Genomic DNA, 14311 nt, shown 5'->3' with positions numbered 1-14311 from the left:
ATGTATTATGTTAAAATAAAACGATAACGGGAGTAAAGGGGGGATCGTCGTGCGTGTAGGCGTTGTATCCGATACGCATATGTATGGCAGATCCAGGGAGCTGCCGTCAGCACTTACTGAGGGACTTCAGGGTGTCGATTTGATCCTTCATGCCGGGGATTGGATGGATGAGCATATTCCGGATTTATTCGAGCGCATCGCGCCTGTAGATGGAGTTGCCGGCAACAACGACGGTATAGAGCTTGTACAGCGTTTTGGCCGTAGCAAAATACTCCAGCTTTCGGGATATCGGATCGGGATTGTGCATGGAGATGGTGGGCGAAAAACCACGATGGACCGCGCCATGGATGAATTCAGTGATACCAAGGTCGATTGTATTATTTTTGGCCACTCCCATATTCCTTATCAAGCGGTTCATCAAGGTATTTTACTGTTGAATCCCGGCTCACCTACCGACAAAAGGCGGCAGCCGCGTTTTTCCTTTGCGATCCTTAGTTTGGAAGAAGCTATAGACGCTGAGCACTTTTATTATGACAAATAAGCTTTAATCAAGTAGCTACAACAAACCTATGGAGGTAATGACAATGATCGAATGGAAAGAAATTACTAAAGAAGCCGAATGGGACACACTTTTTGAGGCATCGACGGAGAAACCCGTTGTCGTTCTTAAGCACAGCACCACATGCCCAGTGAGCGCCAATGCCCTTCAGGAATATGAAAACTATTTAAAAAAGCAGCCTAACGCCGATGTTGATTATGTGCTGGTTAAAGTGATTGAATCGCGTCCTGTATCCAATCAAATCGCTGAGGACACTGGCGTCAAGCATGCTTCCCCACAAATTTTATATGTGAAAAATAAAGAAACGGTCTGGAATACTTCCCATTGGGCGGTTACCGAAGCGCATATCTCTGCTGTGTTGAGCTAATTGTGTTGAGAAAATAAGAGACACCTGACGTGAAATCCTAAATTTACGATGCTCCAACAGCCCTCTCTTTTCAAAACGGGGGCTTTTTTTACTTCTTATTGCTTGTTGTACTTTCTAGTTTCGTTAACTTGAGTATGCTGTTTTCCAGGGCACCGGTTTTTATTCGTTTTTGCTCCAATAGCTTTTTGTTATATAATAGGGTGCACATATATATTTCGAAGGCGGGGTAGCACGAATGAAAATTGCTATAGCAGGCGGCTCCGGATTTGTCGGACAGCATTTGACGCAATATTTTTTGGAACGCAAATATTCTTTGATATTAATTTCCCGCAAAAAAAATGTGTCCACGAATCCATTGATCCGGCATGTGACATGGAATGAATTGAAAGTGGATGTAAAACTGATGACGGGCACCGATGTAATTGTCAATTTATCTGGCGAGACCATTAACCAGCGCTGGACCAATGCGGCAAAGGAAAGAATTTTGCAATCAAGGCTGGATACCGTAGGCTGGATTGCCAGTATTGTCGAGCGGATGGAAAAGAAGCCGGCTGTTGTGATCAACGCCTCAGGCGTGGCAATTTACGGAACCTCGGAAACTGACAGCTTTGTTGAGCACAGTGAGCCGAATGTCATGGACTTTTTGTCTGGGGTTGTGGAGCAATGGGAAGCGGCGATGGATGCTATTCAACAAACGCGATTAGTTAAGCTGCGGTTAGGAATTGTACTAGGGCGTGATGGTGGAAGCTTTCCCCAAATGATGAAGCCTTACAAGCTCGGAGTAGGCGGGCGGATTGGCAGCGGCAGGCAGGTGATATCCTGGATCCATGTTAAAGATCTTTGTCGTCTGATTGATTTTTGCATCAACAATGAAGATATTATAGAGCAAGTGAACGCGACTGCCCCGCAGCCTGTTACCATTGATGATATGGGAAAATCAATTGCTAAAGCGCTTCACACTAAGCATTGGTTTCCGGTACCTGCTTTTATGATGAAACTACTTTTCGGGGAAATGTCCATTCTGATATTAGAAGGACAACGAGTGCTTCCGTTACTAGCTATTGACTATGATTTCCAGTACTTATACCCAACAATCGATATGGCTTTGGCTGAAATTGTGAAGAAACCATAAGGAGGTGCAAGTATGATCCAATTTGGATCTTTACATTATGCAGAACTAAAATTTGAGCAAATCCGCGCCACGACTGAGCTGCGTGATGCCCAGTGGATTGATGTGCTGCTCCGCTTCGAGCTAAAGCAGGGATCTGTGCTGCCTGAGGATTTAACGGAGTTGAGTGCCTTAATTATCTGTACCTACGCAGGTGCAGTGGCACAAATTGTGCCGCAGGATGAAGGTCGTGATTGTGAGTTTCAATTTACGGAAGATGAGAAGGAGCAACTGCTCGGCTATTATGAGCAAAACGTCAAGCAGGAGCTTCAAGCGCAATTTTGCTAAAGCTTAAGCTAAGACTAATGATGCTCCAAGCTAATTTCAATAAAAACATCAAGGGGGATCGGAGCAGCGTGCGAAAACTTGTATTTTTCTTAGGCCCCGCCGGAGCCGGGAAAACCACACTGGCCAAAGCCTTAACGAAAAAGCGGAAAGCTGCTTTTTTTGATATGGATACGTTAAGCCGACCTGCGGCCGAGGCTATTATGGCGCTTGCCGGGCTTGATCCGCAAGACCGCGATTCTGTTGCGTATAAGGCGCATTGCCGGGATTTGGGCTACCGGATTACGATGGATGCAGCGCTGGAAAATATAGAGCTGGGGTCAGATGCATACGTAGTCGGTCCTTTCACCAAAGAGAGCGATTCCCATGCCTGGCTCGAAAATGAACTTAAGCGGATTGGAGCCTCCATCCATGATGTTGATGTCAAGGTCGTTTTTGTTCATTTAGATGGTGCTGCAAGCTATAAAAAAAGGATCAAGGAAAGAGGCTCCTCCCTGGATGATTGGAAGCTGGGCAATTGGAGCGAGTTCAGCCAATCCCTGCAAATCCGTCAAATCCATTGGGAGCTGCCTGGCTCCTCCATCCTTTATTTTAACAATTCCCAGCCTTTATCTGAAGCTACCTTTTCCATAATTGAAAATTTTGTTTATGGCAATGAAGCGGCGCACTTTTAAAAGTAGAAATAAGAAATGTTCAATCTGGGTCTATGTTTGTTTAGGCTCTGTTTTCTTCTGCATCGCAGCTTTAAGTGCTTCCTCTAGACTCGACCCCCCTGTGGCTTTGTCGCTAAATTGGTTGATGAGCTGAGCGCTGTTTCTTTTGGCAGCCTTGCCACCTGCACGCGGCTCATCGCCCAGCATTTCGATAATATTGCAATGGCGGCATTGTGCATATTTACCCGCTTTCCCGGTGTGAATTTCCATCTTTTTGTGGCATTGCAGACAACGTTTGTTGGAAAGCATAGGCTCTGCAGCCCGTTTATAGCCACATTCCCGATCCATGCATACGAGCATTTTTCCCCGTTTGCTTTTAATTTCCTGAAGATTTTTGCTGCAGTCCGGGCATTTAGAATGAGTCAGGTTATGCGGTTTATATTCGGTTGTGCTTTGTTTGACCGTGCGTACCATTTCGGTGGTTTGTTCACGGATCCCTTGTAAAAAAGCTTTCATATTTCCCGATCCTTTGGCAATGTTCTCAAGCTCCAATTCCCATTTTGCCGTTAATTCCGGTGAACGCAACGAAGGGACTACCAGCTCGATCAATTGCGCGCCTTTACCCGTGGGCTGGAGCACGTTCGTTTTTCGTTCGATGGTATCGGTCGAAAGCAGCTTCTCGATAATATCGGCGCGAGTCGCTGGTGTACCTAATTTATGCTGCTCCATAACGGACAGCAGCGTAGCTTCGGTGTAACGGGAAGGCGGCTTGGTCATATGTTTATCTAATGAAGGGCGGGCATCCTTCAGCTCATCTCCCATTTGCAGCTTGGGCAGGTTCTGTGAACTACCTGCATCCGTGTCACCCAAGTCGTCTTCCTCGCCTGATCCAGAACTAATCAGGGAACCAGAGGCATCATGCCCGTAGACGGCTTTCCAGCCAGCGTCCTTCGTGACCCGCCCCTTCGCATAAAAGCTCTCGCCTGTAATCTCAACAGTTACTGAGGTCTCATCATAACGATAAGCCGGATAAAATAAAGCGATAAACCGCCTTGCGATTAAATCGTACAGCCTGCGCTCGTCATGGCTCAAGATATGCAATAACGGCGTTTGCTCCGTTGGAATAATCGCATGATGGTCGGACACCTTGCTGTCGTCTGCGATCCGTTTGGTCACAGGCAGCGGCTTATTCAACAACGGCCTCACCAGAGCCGAATACGTTTGTACACAGATGCTATCCAAGCGGCTTTTCAATGTAGGGATCATATCCGATGTTAAATATCTGGAATCGGTTCGTGGATAGGTCACGATCTTGTATTGCTCATACAAGCGCTGAAGCAGGTTGGAGGTTTGCTTGGCCGTAAAGCCATATTTGCGGTTGGCATCACGCTGCAGCTCAGTCAAGTCGTAAGCTAATGGATGGGGCTCAGACTTCTCCACCATTCTTAAATGCGTCACCTTCGCTTTTTCACTTTTCATCTTATTTAACAGGATGTCGGCTTGAACTTTGTCGAATAACCGCCCATCTGGATGCTCCTTCGAGCGCCACATCGCTTGAAAACCACTGAGATGTGCATGCAGCAGCCAATAATCCTTGGATTGAAAAGCGCGAATTTCATTTTCCCTCTCCATCATCATCGATAGGGTAGGGGTTTGCACTCTTCCCGCAGCCAATTGCGCATTATATTTACACGTTAATGCCCGCGTCATATTAAGCCCGATCAGCCAATCTGCTTCTGCGCGGCATACCGCCGCTTGATACAAGCTATCATAATCCTTGCCCGGCTTCAGCTTGGCAAATCCCTCGATAATCGCTTTATCCGTCTGCGAGGATATCCATAGTCGTTGAAAAGGCTTGCGCCAATTGATCTCTTCCATAATCCACCGCGCCACAAGCTCGCCTTCACGCCCCGCATCAGTAGCAATAATAAGCTGCTTCAAATCGCTTCTTTTAGCCAATTGGGCTATCGCCCGAAACTGTGGCGTCGTTTCTTTAATGACCTTAAGCTTCATTTTGTCAGGAAGCAGCGGCAAATGCTCAAGCTCCCAAGCTTTAAATTTAGTATCATAATCCTCAGGCTCCGCCAAAGTCACCAAATGCCCCAACGCCCAGGTCACCACATAATTAGGTCCTTCTATATAATGCTTTTGCTTCTGGGTACAGCCCAGAACGCGCGCAATTTCCTTAGCCACACTCGGCTTCTCAGCCAGTATAAGTGATTTCATCTCGTTCTCCTTCATACTCATTAATAGTAAGTCGTATCCCATGAACTTTACCTTACCCAAAAACCCAAGTAAAGTCCAGACTTCACACCCGCTCCCTAGCCCGCTCCGCCCTTGTTCCAAATCCAAGCCCCGCCCAGTACAGCACCAAGCGATGTCCCGCAGGGACGATGCTGCCGTAACCGCAGCCCGCCTCGCCCTGCTCCGCCCTTGCCCCTAATCCAAGCCCCGCCCAGCACTGCACCAAGCGATGTCCCGCAGGGACGATGCCGCCGTATCCGCAGCCCGCCTCGCCCTGCTCCGCCCTTGCCCTTAATCTTAGCCCCGCCCAGCACTGCACCAAGCGATGTCCCGCAGGGACGATGCGCCGTTCACCACCTGTGCACTCCCTTTCTGCGCCACCTCGGAGCCAAGCGTGTCCCAAAGGGAGGGAAGCGCCCCGAGAACACCAGCGCCTGCACCCGGACCAGCAGCACCCAAACCCAAGCGTGTCCCATAGGGACGAAAGCGCCCCGAGAACACGGTCGTATCGCATCCAGCAGGGAGTCCAGAGGGCGGAGCCCTTTGGAGCCCTCCCTACAGGGAGGGTGGGGTGGGTGAAAAATTCCCCCATAGCTCCCGATACGCCGTAGGCGTCATGCCCTCTTGCTCCAAAAATCTTTTATTGAAGTAGCTGGTGCTTGGATAACCTGCATCGATGGAAATTTGGCGAATGGTGGTATCCTTTTTCTCCAGCAGCCATTGCTTGGCTTTTTGCAGGCGACATAACGTCACATAAGTCATAGGTGTCATTTGGGTCACCTTGCGAAACAGCTTGCAAAAGTAATAGGTGCTGACTCCAGCCGCATCAGACCAATAATCAAGCTCGAAGGGCTTGCAGGCCTCCTGTTGGATCCGCGGCAATAGCTGTAAAATAAGCTCGGAGGTGGCGGCTTGCTTCTGGGTGGATAAAGGGATCGCTTGGTTGACAAACTCGGCGATGACCGCATAGGTTAGCGTGGACAGCTTGGTTAAGTGCGCCAGCGTGCTTTCCTCGACTTCGAGCAATAGCTCACACAGCGCCTGCTCCAGCGGCTTCAACTGGCGGGTCGTCCATAAATTCGATTGGTGAAGGCCTCGTTCCAGTAAATAGTCGCCTACCTTGGAGCCGTAAAAATGCACCCATCGAACCTCCCAAGGATCATCCTTGGAGGAATAATAGCGCTGCCGCTGTATGGGAAAGTAGAGAAAAGCGTCGCCAGTGGTTAAGGTATAGGTATCATGCTCCGTTTCCACATAACCTTTACCGCTAATAATCAGATGCAGGCTAAAGTTGTTTTGCAGTCCAACATGGCGTTCCACGGAGTGAAACGGGTCCTGCTGGTACCAGCCTACAGATTCAGGCAAGCAAAAGTAAACATGGTCTGCCAATGTCGGAAGCATTCGTTGTTTATTCATCTGTTTATTCATATGTTTTGCCTTTCTAAAGAACAATATTGTGTTAGTGTAGTGCAAAAAACTACTATTTTCATTTTAATTAGCTTTCAATATAATAGCAATATAGTCTTACTATAACTTTTTGAAAAGGAGCTGTAAGGGAAATGGGTCAAGATAAACTACGTTGGGGAATACTTGGATGTGCAGGCATAGCAAAAAGGGCTGTCATTCCGGGGATTCAACAATCGGAAACAGGTGTAGTGGCTGCAATTGCCAGCCGCAACGAAGAGAATGCCAAGAAAACGGCGGAGGCTCTTCATATTCCAACCGCATACGGCAGTTATGAGGCACTTTTAAATGATGATAGTATAGATGCGATTTACATACCGCTGCCTAACCATTTGCATAAGGAATGGACGATTAAAGCTGCCGAGGCTGGCAAGCATGTCCTCTGTGAGAAACCAATCGCTTTGGATGCTGAAGAAGCAGCAGAAATGGTAGCCGCCTGCGCGAAGGCTGGAGTAAAGCTGGCAGAGGCCTTTATGCACCGCCAGCATCCACGTTATGTAAGGATTAAAGAGATCATTAAGTCCGGTGAAATTGGCGAAATCCGCGGCATGCATGGAGCGTTTACATTTAATAGCTCAAGCAATCTCGGTAATGTAAGATTTGATAAAGCGATGGGCGGAGGCTCCATATATGATGTGGGTGTATACCCGATCAGTACCGCCCGCATGATTCTTGGGCAAGAGCCAGAGGCTGCAACGGTCCACGCTTTCTTTTCGCCTGAGCATGATGATGTGGATATGATGGCTTCGGGTATTCTGGAATTTTCCGGTGGCGTAGCCTTAACCTTTGATTGTGGCATGTGGGCAGCCAACCGGAATACGCTTGAGATTCTGGGTACAGAGGGACGAATTGAAGTGCCGAGTGCTTATGTAACGAAACAAAATGCAGAGGACCATTTCTTTGTAACCGTCAAAGGCGAGCGAAGAGAAGTGGAAGTGCCCTATAGGAATCAATATGCGCTGCAAGCCGATGATTTTGGACGTAGTGTGCTTGAAGGTAAAGCGCTTAAATTTGAGCCATCCGATGCAGTTCTTAACATGCGTGTCGTTGACGCCTGCCTAAAATCTGCTAGAGACCGTGCACGTGTAGTTATTTCTTAATTTTGAGAGGAGTTTATCCATATTATGAAAACGTTAACGATTGCAGGGCTGCAAAAGCCGGTTACTCATTTGATTCAAGGCTCCGATTTTTTTACCCATGAGGTTTATGATAAAGTGTGCAGTGTATTGGACAATTTTTTCGCGATTGGTGGCAACACGATTGATACTGCTTATGTTTACCGGGGTGGACAAAGCGAGGAAACGATTGGCAAATGGATGAAGGAACGGGATAATCGTGATCAAGTCGTAATATTGACCAAGGGCGCACATCATAACGCTGACGGTCCACGCGTAAATCCGCAAGCGATTGCAGCGGATTTGGAGATCAGCTTGGGCAGGCTGCAAACCAGCTATACCGATCTGTACGCTCTGCACCGTGATGATACGAACATCCCGGTTAGCGTCATCATTGACGCGTTAAACGAGCACATCAAGGCCGGACGGATCTTGGCGATTGGAGCCTCAAATTGGACCCATCAGCGGATGCAAGAGGCGAATGATTATGCAGCCAGCAATGGTCTGGTGGGCTTCTCATTCAGCAGCCCGAATTTGAGCTTGGCGAAGCCCAACGAACCACGCTGGGCAGGCTGCGTATCCGCTGGAGCTGAGGATTGTGCTTGGCATGAAGCTACACAGCTGCCGTTATTGTCATGGTCATCGCAGGCCGGCGGATTTTTCACTGGCCGGTTCGCCCCTGACAAATTGGAGGATAAGGAAGCGGTTCGTGTTTATTATAGCGACGCTAACTGGGAGCGGTTGCGCCGCGCAGCCGAACTCGCCGAGAAGAAGGGCGTCAGCACCGTGCAAATTTCTTTGGCGTACGTGTTGAACCAACCCTTCCCAACCGCAGCATTGATTGGTGCCCAGAACCAAGTCGAGCTGGAATCCTGCGTAGATGGAGCCCAAATTGAACTGACGGCTGACGAAGTCAGCTGGTTGGAAAATATTTAAATTGCTTATATTTAATAGTTGCCTGTTGATAGCGAGCCTTTAAGGCGGCTGCTATTTGCAGGTTTTTTCTTTATTTGTTTATATATAAGGGTGTAATGGCAATATCACGAGCACCATGTCGAGTGGAAAAGTCAGCGGACGATAATTGCTTATTTGACTCCCCGTAATTTGGCAGTAGCTATAAGAAGCAGAGGCAGCAGAAAACCAACAGTAAGCGCATAGGGCATCCATACCACGGCAAAAAAATGCATGAAGTAGGGGGTATTCGGATAAGCAATAATTGATAAGCTGAGCAATACCATGCCAAGTGGGAGTGTAATCGCACGATAATCAGATAAGCTCAATAGCTGGGATATTCCTTGTACAGTTGCATAAAAACAAAGGGTAATCTTGAAAAATATCGTAATGAACCACATCACGGATAAGATGACCTCAAGCCTTTGTAGAAAATCTCCAATGCTGATTTTCTTCGCAAGCGTAAAAGTGGGGTAGATTTGTCTTGCCGTCAAATCAGCACCAAGCACCAATATGGCTAGTGAGGATACAATGAGCAACAATAAACCGGCTATGAGACATCCAATAACAAAAGCCTGGATATTACCTTTTTTGGAGGGGAAGATGGACAAAAGGAGGAACAATTCCAAAAATGGAGTCCCAATTAATGTAAAGGCTCCCCGCATCACGCCTTTGAACCCCATTTCAAAGACAGGCATGATCCGCTGCATTTCTATTTTGGGCAATAGCAGGGTGATAAGCAAGATCCCGAACAGCATTACCCAAGGTGAAAATATTTCGGCTGTTCGCGCGATCGTCTCTGGTCCCAGTCTGACTGCTAATACGACCAACATCAAAATAAGGAGATGAATAAACTGGATAGGGGTATCCGGCAATATTTCAGTAATTAAAAAATCGCCTAGATTTCTTGTAACCAAGGCTGTTAAAATAAAGGTGAACAGGATATACCAAATCGCTGCAAGCCCTCCCAGCCATTTACCGAATACCACCTTACAGTATTGGACTGGGGCTAATCCTGGCAGCATATTGCCCAGAATCCCATAGAACCAAGCTAACCCGACTCCGATACATGTCCCCGCAACTGCAGCAATCCAGGCATCCTGTTTGGCTGCAATCGCTAATCCAGACGGAATAATAAGGATGGAAGTGCCGATTGTATACAGAATCACAAGAATCGTGAATTGTCGGATCCCAATACGAACCGTTTGCATAGAGCACCTTCCCTTTACTTGAGCATACGTAAAATCCATTCCCCCACAGGTTCGAACACATAGCTAATCCAATCCAGAGGACTTGCTATTTCTATTTTTGCAGCTTGTGCAATGCCTAAACTAGTTCCCATTATGAGCAGAACACTAAATATAAGGAGTTCTTTGAACTGTTGTTTCTTCCATAATCCAGGTACTTCAACCCAGATCATGAGTCCAGTGGCAGACAGTACTCCCAAAATAGGCCATATCATCCCGTTAGCCTTCTTTTTTCTTTAAGATAGGTTCCGCGACGGTCCCAATTCTTCGGATTTTTGCGTTGACTTCAATATCAACGTGAAGATCTACGAAGGATTGTTGCCAATTTTCTTTTAATTGCTTCCAAAGCTTCGGTTGGTCACGATGTAGCGCCTCACCCAAACCCAGAATGTCGGTTTTTAATTTTTGTTGCGATTTATTAACTACCGCCTGTATTTTACTGTGTATGGAATCCTCTATCTCTTTTTGTATTTCTGGTAAAGCTTTGACGTCCGTTACATCTAATTGACATTCCACATCCCCTATATTCCCTTCCGCTTTAAGCTCAATGAGAATCGTTGGTTCTCCCTCGCTTACTGTAGCTTTTATTTTTCGGTCTGTACGTATCAATTGGACGGCTACCTTCCCACCTTGAGGACAAGCCACATTAATCACAGTGCGTTTCACTTTTCCCAGGGTATAATTCAATCCTTTGCTTTCATCTTCATTCAACCACCCAACCAATTTGTCTTTCTGAAAAGCGGCCATGCCGATATATTGAATAATAACCTCAGGATCGGTCATTTCTACACTTTGTTTATTTCTGCCAACCTCTGGGTCCCCGTTAACTTGTATGCCGGTTAAGACTGGGTTTGAGCCCTCACTTAGTATATTCGACAGCAGGTTGTCGATCGTGACTTTCGAGACCACAGCCCAGTTTCTCTGGCTAACTTCGAGAGTAGAAAACATTTTATTAGCAGGTATTTTCTCCTCCGGAGTCAGTATCTTAAGTACCTCTTCGGCTCGTGATTCACGTGCGACCGTCATATAGAAGTCAGTTCTTATTTCATGGTCCCTTGATAGAAAATCGAGTACTTCTGCAATACCCTTTCGTGCCAGCGCTTCACCAATCACAATAACCCGGATATGAGAAAGATATACTTCACGACCAATTTTGCTCGTTAATCGCCGTAAGGCTTCAAAAATAGTATCCCCTTCTGCATGGTAAACAGTAATCGGCGTTGAATACCCACTTCCCCCTTTGGATGCGATTTCCTGAGCATTGACCATTTGAATGGTTATCAAAAAACCATTCTTAGTCTGGTCAATACCCATCGCCATCACAATGGAGAGCTCATTTAATTCTCTTCGGTTCCAGCAAGCGGTAGTCCATAATGAGGTTAGAAGCATTACACAACATAAGGCAATTGTGCGAGTTTTCATGTTTGTTCCTCCGGACTTGGTTTGGGAGTTTGCCCGCGTTTGTTATTTTTTTGACTGAGTAAATGTGGTCTTGAAACTAGAGCCCAATGCGGGAATCGAAATATAGAATCTTTTTGGTCCTCGAAAATTAAGGGCGCGAATGGACTCATATAAGGAATTCCGAAGGAACGCAAGCTGCATAAATGCAGAATGATGGTTATCAATCCAACAACGATTCCAAACAATCCAAAGGAAGCCGCGAGAAACATAATGAAGAAGCGGAGAATTCGAAGTGAAATCCCCATATTGAAAGACGGAATAACAAAGTTGGAAATAGCCGTGATGGACACGATAATAACCATAGCCGGGGAGACAAGACCTGCCTCAACAGCCGCTTGACCGATGACCAGCGTCCCGACAATAGAAACCGCTTGCCCAATCGTCCGAGGCATACGAACTCCGGCTTCCCTTAGGATTTCAAAGGTGATTTCCATGAGTAGAGCCTCAACGAAGGCGGGAAAAGGAACCCCTTCCCTAGCAGCCACAAGCCTGATCAATAGTTCCGGCGGCAGCAGCTCATGGTGGAATGTCGTGATCGCGATGTACATAGAGGGAGCCAGCAATGTAATGAAAAAACAAAAATATCGCAATATACGTAGTAATGTTGCAAAATCTGCTCGTTGGTAATAATCCTCAGCAGATTGAAAGAACTCGGTGAACAAGGCGGGTACCGTCAATGCAAATGGTGTTCCGTCAACGAGTATGGCTACTCTGCCTTCCAAAATACCAGCAGCCAAAGTATCGGGTCTCTCTGTGTTATAAACCGTTGGGAAGGGCGTATAAGTTTCATCTTGAATGAGCTCCTCGATATAACCACTTTCGAGTATGGCATCGATATCGATCCGATCGATTCGTTTCCTAACCTCACTCAAAACCTTCTCATTCACGATTCCTTGAATATAAATAATCGCGATATCCGTTTTTGTAACCCTGCCAATGATTTTTATTTCCATTCTAAAATCCGTGCTTTTGATTCTCCGCCTAACTAGAGCTATATTGGTGCGGAGAGTTTCCGTAAACCCATCCCTAGGACCCCGAACGACAGTTTGTGCGCCCGGTTCCTCTACATTTCGATCCTTTGATTGTTTAGTTCCTAGTGATAAACCAGTCGCAAAACCATCTAACATCAAGACAGTATCACCATTTAAGATAGACTGGCACAGCATCTGTAGGGTAGAGATCTGCTTGAGCTCCCCGACGGCAAGCAGTTTATGGGTTAACAAGGTGAAAAAATCAGAATTCGCAATCGTAGCCTTATATTCAGGCTCTGAAGCTTTTTTCATAAGAAACTCCAAAGCATTCTTAGGCTCGGCTAAGCCTTCAATGTACAGTAGCGCCAATTGAATATTGTTTTGTCCAAATTTAAGCTCTCGTATAACGAGATCCGGACTGTGTCCCATCGTTAGCTGAATATCCGTTATATTAAGGGCAAGTTCTTTGTGCAGAGATGTAGTCACTTCTTGAGGGAGTGGCTGCGGTTGGATGGAATGACTAGTGGAGCCTAACATTTTTTTTATCGTTGACGTTAAGCCCATCCTGTACCCTCCACTCATTGAATACCATCCATCATCTCCATCTTCTGAAGCAAATAAACCAGTAACCGATAGTTATAAATCGGCTAACCCTATCATCGCTCAAGAAAGGAATATCTAACTTTTGGTATATCTATGTCATTATTTGTCATGGAATTATGATATAATAAACTATAAATGCAAAGTAAGTAGGAGATTCCAGAATGGCGAAATCCAAAAGGCTCATGGAGCTAATGATAGCTATTAATCAACGTAAAAAGTTTACTGCGCGTGAATTAGCGGAGGAATTTGGCGTATCCGTAAGAACGATTATGCGTGATTTACAAGTGTTAAGTGAACTGGGCGTGCCCCTCTACACCGAATATGGGCCGCATGGGGGTTATCGTGTTTTGAAAGAGCGGAAGCTGCCGCCGATCACATTTTCTGAGCAAGAGGCGGTGGCGATTTTTTTTGCATATCAATCCTTGCAGCATTATGGAGCGCTGCCCTTCGCAGCTGAATCGGTCTCGGCTTTAAATAAATTTTATTATTACTTGCCTGACGATACGAAGCTGAAAATCGATAAAATGAAGCAGCGGGTTGTTTTTTGGACATCAAAACGGCATGCGCCTACACCTTATTTGCAATTTCTGTTGGACTCTGCTCTGGAGCAGCTGCCCACACAAATTAAGTATGATTCCAAGGAAGGGGTAAATGAGCGGACGATCCAACCAGTCGGTGTTTATTCCTATAATGGGTATTGGTATTGCCCTGCTTTCTGCTTTTGGAAGGAGAGGTATTTGTTATTCCGCATCGACCGGGTTTTAGCCGCAGAGCTTGCACCGGAAGGGCATAGGACGGTTGATTTAAGTGGATTCCCGATTATGGACTGGTTCAAGCCACCGGAGCAGAAGCAAAGATCAATGGATAATAAGCTTCAGGTAGAAGCTATTCTTTCTAGTAAAGGTGTCCGTAAGTACCAACGGGAGTCAGGGATGGACTCTGGTATGGAAGTGAATGAAGACGGTACGGGGACGATCAGGATGGTTATTAGTCCAACTGAAATTGAATATTTCACCTCTTATTTTCTAGGATTCGGGGCAGAGATACAGGTTATACAACCCCCTATTATGGTAGAGCTAGTGGAAAAGGTAGTCGAGAGGATGGCAAAGATGTATCGTCCTTCATAACCCCTAAATACGTCAAATGTTGTCTTGGATATTCAGAATTTTTGTACTTTTTAGCATGATTTATGTATAGGAGGGCTAGAAAACTTATGCTATGAT

General features: G+C 46.3%; 15 protein-coding genes. 8 read left to right on the top strand and 7 right to left on the bottom strand.

Features of this window, described 5'->3' with window-relative positions; genetic code table 11:
* Positions 1-49: 49 nt before the first annotated feature.
* From G9U52_RS12640 to G9U52_RS12620, 5 genes are all read left to right on the top strand, one after another.
* Positions 50-541 carry a metallophosphoesterase family protein gene (locus tag G9U52_RS12640; protein WP_166149987.1) on the top strand — a complete coding sequence of 164 codons (492 nt, stop codon included), beginning with the start codon at positions 50-52 and terminating at the stop codon, positions 539-541.
* Positions 542-584: 43 nt separating this feature from the next.
* On the top strand, positions 585-926 hold the full coding sequence (gene ytxJ / locus G9U52_RS12635) for a bacillithiol system redox-active protein YtxJ (RefSeq protein WP_207952937.1): 342 nt from the start codon (positions 585-587) through the stop codon (positions 924-926).
* A 235-nt stretch (positions 927-1161) separates the two neighbouring features.
* Positions 1162-2058 (top strand): TIGR01777 family oxidoreductase, encoded by an 897-nt coding sequence (locus tag G9U52_RS12630; RefSeq protein ID WP_166149985.1) that lies wholly within the window; start codon positions 1162-1164, stop codon positions 2056-2058.
* A gap of 12 nt (positions 2059-2070) precedes the next feature.
* Positions 2071-2382: a hypothetical protein gene (locus tag G9U52_RS12625; RefSeq protein ID WP_166149983.1), complete on the top strand. Its 312-nt coding sequence runs from the start codon at positions 2071-2073 to the stop codon at positions 2380-2382.
* A gap of 68 nt (positions 2383-2450) precedes the next feature.
* Complete coding sequence (locus G9U52_RS12620) at positions 2451-3053, top strand: P-loop nucleotide/nucleoside kinase family protein (RefSeq protein ID WP_166149981.1); 603 nt, start codon at positions 2451-2453, stop codon at positions 3051-3053.
* Positions 3054-3083: 30 nt separating this feature from the next.
* Here G9U52_RS12620 and G9U52_RS12615 read toward each other — a convergent pair whose 3' ends face one another.
* The 3 genes from G9U52_RS12615 to G9U52_RS12605 all read right to left on the bottom strand — a co-directional run bounded on the left by G9U52_RS12615 (position 3084) and on the right by G9U52_RS12605 (position 6692).
* Positions 3084-5258 carry a DNA topoisomerase III gene (locus tag G9U52_RS12615; protein ID WP_166149979.1) on the bottom strand — a complete coding sequence of 725 codons (2175 nt, stop codon included), beginning with the start codon at positions 5256-5258 and terminating at the stop codon, positions 3084-3086.
* An 82-nt stretch (positions 5259-5340) separates the two neighbouring features.
* The gene (locus tag G9U52_RS12610; RefSeq protein WP_166149977.1) at positions 5341-5679 is read right to left on the bottom strand and encodes a hypothetical protein; all 339 of its coding nucleotides are present in this window, start codon (positions 5677-5679) and stop codon (positions 5341-5343) included.
* Positions 5680-5831: 152 nt separating this feature from the next.
* Positions 5832-6692, bottom strand: a complete 861-nt coding sequence (locus G9U52_RS12605) for a helix-turn-helix domain-containing protein (protein ID WP_166150714.1) — start codon at positions 6690-6692, stop codon at positions 5832-5834.
* Between the two features lie 143 nt (positions 6693-6835).
* On the opposite strand from G9U52_RS12605, the gene G9U52_RS12600 reads away from it, so the two are divergent.
* A complete protein-coding gene (locus tag G9U52_RS12600; protein ID WP_166149975.1) occupies positions 6836-7840 on the top strand; it encodes a Gfo/Idh/MocA family protein in 1005 nt (334 codons plus the stop codon).
* Positions 7841-7864: 24 nt separating this feature from the next.
* Positions 7865-8791, top strand: coding sequence for an aldo/keto reductase (locus G9U52_RS12595; RefSeq protein ID WP_166149973.1), 927 nt, complete (start codon positions 7865-7867; stop codon positions 8789-8791).
* A gap of 149 nt (positions 8792-8940) precedes the next feature.
* Here G9U52_RS12595 and G9U52_RS12590 read toward each other — a convergent pair whose 3' ends face one another.
* Genes G9U52_RS12590 through G9U52_RS12575 form a run of 4 tightly spaced genes read right to left on the bottom strand, consistent with a single transcriptional unit; the run spans position 8941 to position 13049 of the window.
* The gene (locus tag G9U52_RS12590; protein ID WP_166149971.1) at positions 8941-10017 is read right to left on the bottom strand and encodes a GerAB/ArcD/ProY family transporter; all 1077 of its coding nucleotides are present in this window, start codon (positions 10015-10017) and stop codon (positions 8941-8943) included.
* Positions 10018-10031: 14 nt separating this feature from the next.
* Positions 10032-10268, bottom strand: a complete 237-nt coding sequence (locus G9U52_RS12585; RefSeq protein WP_166149969.1) for a hypothetical protein — start codon at positions 10266-10268, stop codon at positions 10032-10034.
* Positions 10269-10272: 4 nt separating this feature from the next.
* Entirely contained in the window at positions 10273-11475 is a 1203-nt protein-coding gene (locus tag G9U52_RS12580) for a Ger(x)C family spore germination protein (RefSeq protein WP_166149967.1), read from the bottom strand.
* Complete coding sequence (locus G9U52_RS12575; RefSeq protein WP_166149965.1) at positions 11472-13049, bottom strand: spore germination protein; 1578 nt, start codon at positions 13047-13049, stop codon at positions 11472-11474. The genes G9U52_RS12580 and G9U52_RS12575 overlap by 4 nt, the downstream gene beginning before the upstream one ends.
* A 200-nt stretch (positions 13050-13249) precedes the next feature.
* Here G9U52_RS12575 and G9U52_RS12570 point away from each other — a divergent pair, with 200 nt between their 5' ends.
* Entirely contained in the window at positions 13250-14215 is a 966-nt protein-coding gene (locus tag G9U52_RS12570; RefSeq protein ID WP_166149963.1) for a helix-turn-helix transcriptional regulator, read from the top strand.
* Positions 14216-14311 lie beyond the last annotated feature (96 nt).

It is taken from the genome of Paenibacillus agricola, assembly GCF_011440305.1.
Taxonomy (GTDB): domain Bacteria; phylum Bacillota; class Bacilli; order Paenibacillales; family NBRC-103111; genus Paenibacillus_S; species Paenibacillus_S agricola.
This window is presented reverse-complemented; position numbering and strand designations above follow the sequence as displayed.

Coding starts and splice junctions, on each gene's coding strand:
- ytxJ (WP_207952937.1), top strand. CDS start 585: ATGATCGAATGGAAAGAAATTACTAAAGAAGCCGAATGGGACACACTT.
- G9U52_RS12630 (WP_166149985.1), top strand. CDS start 1,162: ATGAAAATTGCTATAGCAGGCGGCTCCGGATTTGTCGGACAGCATTTG.
- G9U52_RS12625 (WP_166149983.1), top strand. CDS start 2,071: ATGATCCAATTTGGATCTTTACATTATGCAGAACTAAAATTTGAGCAA.
- G9U52_RS12615 (WP_166149979.1), bottom strand. CDS start 5,258: ATGAAATCACTTATACTGGCTGAGAAGCCGAGTGTGGCTAAGGAAATT.
- G9U52_RS12605 (WP_166150714.1), bottom strand. CDS start 6,692: ATGAATAAACAACGAATGCTTCCGACATTGGCAGACCATGTTTACTTT.
- G9U52_RS12600 (WP_166149975.1), top strand. CDS start 6,836: ATGGGTCAAGATAAACTACGTTGGGGAATACTTGGATGTGCAGGCATA.
- G9U52_RS12595 (WP_166149973.1), top strand. CDS start 7,865: ATGAAAACGTTAACGATTGCAGGGCTGCAAAAGCCGGTTACTCATTTG.
- G9U52_RS12590 (WP_166149971.1), bottom strand. CDS start 10,017: ATGCAAACGGTTCGTATTGGGATCCGACAATTCACGATTCTTGTGATT.
- G9U52_RS12585 (WP_166149969.1), bottom strand. CDS start 10,268: ATGATATGGCCTATTTTGGGAGTACTGTCTGCCACTGGACTCATGATC.
- G9U52_RS12580 (WP_166149967.1), bottom strand. CDS start 11,475: ATGAAAACTCGCACAATTGCCTTATGTTGTGTAATGCTTCTAACCTCA.
- G9U52_RS12575 (WP_166149965.1), bottom strand. CDS start 13,049: ATGGGCTTAACGTCAACGATAAAAAAAATGTTAGGCTCCACTAGTCAT.
- G9U52_RS12570 (WP_166149963.1), top strand. CDS start 13,250: ATGGCGAAATCCAAAAGGCTCATGGAGCTAATGATAGCTATTAATCAA.